Source organism: Nocardiopsis sp. NPDC058631 (genome assembly GCF_042716955.1).
GTDB lineage: Bacteria > Actinomycetota > Actinomycetes > Streptosporangiales > Streptosporangiaceae > Nocardiopsis.
In genome coordinates, this window is record NZ_JBHXQY010000087.1 from 24,425 (window position 1) to 28,108 (window position 3,684).

Genomic DNA, 3,684 nt, shown 5'->3' on the forward strand with positions numbered 1-3,684 from the left:
GTGCCCCTGGGCCCCGGCCCCCACGCCGCACCCCCCCCGGGGGGGGCCCCCCCCGCGGGGGCCGGCCCCCGACAGGGCATGGCAGCGTCCCGGGTGCCGACGGGCGATCCCCCCGGGTGCCCGGGCAGGAAGGACGGCACCGGCTCGGTGGTGTCGCGCCGGCGGGCGTTGCACTGCGCCGGCTCCTCCACGGGTGACCCCAGCTCCAGGATCGCGCGGCCGTCCGTGTGCCGTACCGGGTACCGGGAAGCGAGACCGGCGTCCACACGGAACCGGGTGACGTGCCCCTCACCGTCACGTGGCAGGTTGCACCCCCGGGCGATCCGCCCCGCGCGGCCCTGGTGCGAAAGACGAGCTGCCCCGGCAGCCGGGGCGGCCGCTCGCGCCGTCCGAAAACCCTGACCAGATCAAGTTCCCGGGACCCCGCGGGCCTCCGCGGAGCCCTCGCCCACGCCACCTGACCTCCCCTCTCCGTACCGTTCACCGCAGGAGCTTGGGCATCACGTGCCACAGTCAGCACCCGCTTTTTACCGAGCGGACCGAAAATCGGCGCGTGAAACGGGAACACCATCAACATACGAAGCGTTCTCACAGGTGAAGCGCCCCAGACCGAACCCCGACCCCATGGCATTCCCACCACACCCACCCAGGTCCTGTGAGGCGCTCACACCACAAACCATGCGCGGATGCACGCGCTCGTGTCGGCAATGGGGGTTTCCGGCACGTACTCAGTCGCTGCATCCGCCTTCCCAGCGGCCAGACCGCACTCAGTGCACCCTGGCCGCGCCCGCTGTGGCCCGCGTTGGGGGACGTGGGCCACAGCTACGTCCGGGGACGTGCCGCCACACCGGCACGTCCCCGGACCCCTTTTCCCCGCGTCTGCCCCTTCGCCGTGCGGACACCGCCCCTCCGGGTGCGGGCCGGACACGGTCGCCCCCGCGCCGACCCCGGGACAGGCCGAGCCTCCGACCGAGGCCGGAAAGCGAGAGCACGGACGGCTCCCGAAAGGCCGGACCGCCCCTGCCGCAGTACGATGCGCTTACACCAGCGAGGCCGAGGGGACTCAGATGCCGAAGTCCGCAGGACGGGACGCGGGCGGGCCCGAGGAGCCACGGCTCAACCGGCGTCCGACCATGGCCGACGTCGCCGCGCGCGTGGGCGTCTCCCGGCAGCTGGTCTCCCTCGTCCTCAGCGGCCGCCCCGGTCCCAGCGCGACCGCCCGGGAGCAGGTCCTGCGGGCCGCGGAGGAGATCGGCTACCGCGCCGACACCGCCGCCCGCCTGCTGCGCCGGGCCCGCAGCCGCCAGGTCGGCGTGCTGTTCACCCTGGAGCACCCCCTGGACGCGCACGTGGTGGAGGCCCTCTACCCCGTGGCGGCCGAGCTCGACTACAGCGTCGTCCTCAGCGCCATGCTCACCACCCGCACCGAACGCGAGTCCGTCGACGACCTGCTGGGGCTGCGGTGCGAGGCCCTCATCCTCATCGGCATGTCGGCCGAGGCCCCGACCGACCTGGCCAAGGTCGCCGAGCTCGTGCCGGTGGTGGAGATCGGCCAGCGTACCGGGGCTCCCGGCACCGACAGTGTCCGGACCGCCGACGCCCGGGGGGTCCGCCAGGCGGTCGACCACCTGGTGTCGCTGGGCCACCGGGACATCTCCCACGTGGACGGGGGCGACCTGCCCGGCGCCCGCGAACGCCTCCGTGGCTACCGCGACGGCATGGCCGCGCACGGGCTGGCGGACCGCACCGACGTACTGCCCGGCGACTACACCGAGGAGTCGGGGGCGCGGGCCGCGCGCGTCCTGCTCGCCCGGGACCGGCCCCCGACGGCCGTGGTCGCGTGCAACGACCTGTGCGCCCTCGGCCTGGTGGGGACGCTGACCCGCGCCGGGACCGCCGTTCCGGGCGGTGTCTCCGTGGTGGGCTACGACGACAGCCGCACCGCCCGGCTGCCCTTCCTCCAGCTCACCTCGGTGCGCCAGGACGCGGCGGAGATGGCCCGCCTCGCGGTCCGCTCGGTGGCCGAGCGGCTGGACGACGGGCGCACCGAGAGCCGCCACCTGGTCCTGGAACCCGTACTCACCGTCCGGGCCAGTACGGGCGCGCCGCGGCCCGCATGATCCCGGCCCGGCCCGCGGTCCCCTCCGACGGCTGAAGCCCCGGCGCGCGGACGGCCAGGGGCGCGAGTGGCGAGGCTCTCTCCCCGTTCGGGACAGATCACACCCGAATCGTTTGAGATCTCCCCGAACGTGCTGCAAGGCTGGATTTAGCACGTGCCAAACAACCCGGCGCCCCTCTGGCCGCGGTCGGGTCGGGCGCGGGCACCCGGGCGACGAAGCCCGCCACCACCACCGTTCTCCCCGCTTCCCGTCTGGAGGGCCCACCCATGCCTCTGGCCCTGCTCGCCCTGGCTCTCGGGGCGTTCGCCATCGGTACCACCGAGTTCGTCATCATGGGGCTGCTGCCCGACGTCGCCGCCGACCTCGGCGTCCCGGTGCCCACCGCCGGATACCTCATCTCGGCCTACGCGCTGGGGGTGGTCGTCGGCGCGCCCCTGCTCACCGCGATCAGCACACGGGTGCCCCGCAAGACGGTCCTGATGCTCTTCATGGGGCTCTTCCTGGCGGGCAACCTGGCCACCGTCCTCGCCCCCTCCTTCGGGGCCGTGTTCGCCTCCCGTGTCCTGGCGGGACTCCCCCACGGGGCCTTCCTCGGCGTCGGCTCCCTGGTGGCCGCGCAGATGGCCGGCCCCGGGCGCCAGGCGACGGCGGTCTCGCGCGTGCTCATGGGACTGACCGTGGCGAACATCGTGGGCGTGCCCGTGGGTACCTTCCTGGGCCAGGCGATGGGATGGCGCGCCGCCTTCCTGGTCGTCTCCGTCATCGCCCTGCTCGCCACCCTGGGCGTCGCGGCGTTCGTGCCGCGCCAGCCCGCCGCTCCCGGTGCGGGCCTGCGCCAGGAGCTGTCCGAACTGGGACGGCCCCAGGTCGTTCTCGGTCTGACCACCGCCGTCTTCGGATTCGCCGGGGTCTTCGCCGTCTACAGCTACGTGTCGCCGATGATGACCGAGCTGGCGGGGATGTCCTCCTCGGCCGTGCCGGTCGTCCTGGCCCTGTTCGGGGTCGGCATGACCCTGGGCTCCCTGGTGGTGGGGCCCCTGGCCGACCGCGCGCTGCGCCCGACCATCTACGGTTCGCTCGCCGCGCTCGCGATCGTGCTGGCGCTGTTCACCGTGACCGTGCACAACCCCTGGACGGCGGCGGTCAGCCTCGTCGTCCTGGGCGCGGTGGGGTTCGGCGTGTGCACCCCGCTCCAGGTCCTGGTGATGAACCGGGCCGGGGCCGCACCGACCATGGCCGCCGCCTCGAACCACTCCGCGTTCAACCTGGCCAACGCCGGCGGGGCGTGGCTGGGCGGTATCGGGATCAGCGCCGGCCTGGGCTACACCTCCCCGGCCGTGATCGGGGCGCTCCTGGCCGTGGTCGGCCTGGGCATCGCCGTGCTGGCGGGCTTCCTGGACCGTCCGCGGCAGCGGGACCGCGTACACGAGGCCCCGGAGGCCGGCGTCCTGCGCTGACCGTTCCGCACCCGGGGGCGGCGGCCCCGCCGGGGACACCCGGGCGACCTTGAGAGCGCACGACACCCTGTGAGGGGGCGCGGCCGAAAAGAGAGACCACACTAACC

General features: G+C 74.1%; 2 protein-coding genes. Both read left to right on the top strand.

Features of this window, described 5'->3' with window-relative positions; translation table 11 throughout:
- The first annotated feature begins 1,133 nt into the window (after positions 1-1,133).
- Positions 1,134-2,120: a LacI family DNA-binding transcriptional regulator gene (locus tag ACFWTE_RS23485; RefSeq protein WP_378782023.1), complete on the top strand. Its 987-nt coding sequence runs from the start codon at positions 1,134-1,136 to the stop codon at positions 2,118-2,120.
- A gap of 266 nt (positions 2,121-2,386) precedes the next feature.
- The gene (locus tag ACFWTE_RS23490; RefSeq protein ID WP_378782022.1) at positions 2,387-3,577 is read left to right on the top strand and encodes an MFS transporter; all 1,191 of its coding nucleotides are present in this window, start codon (positions 2,387-2,389) and stop codon (positions 3,575-3,577) included.
- The last annotated feature ends 107 nt before the right edge of the window (positions 3,578-3,684 follow it).

Bases quoted from the DNA above. Each gene is read 5' to 3' on its own strand.
- ACFWTE_RS23485 (WP_378782023.1), top strand. From the start codon at position 1,134: ATGGCCGACGTCGCCGCGCGCGTGGGCGTCTCCCGGCAGCTGGTCTCC.
- ACFWTE_RS23490 (WP_378782022.1), top strand. From the start codon at position 2,387: ATGCCTCTGGCCCTGCTCGCCCTGGCTCTCGGGGCGTTCGCCATCGGT.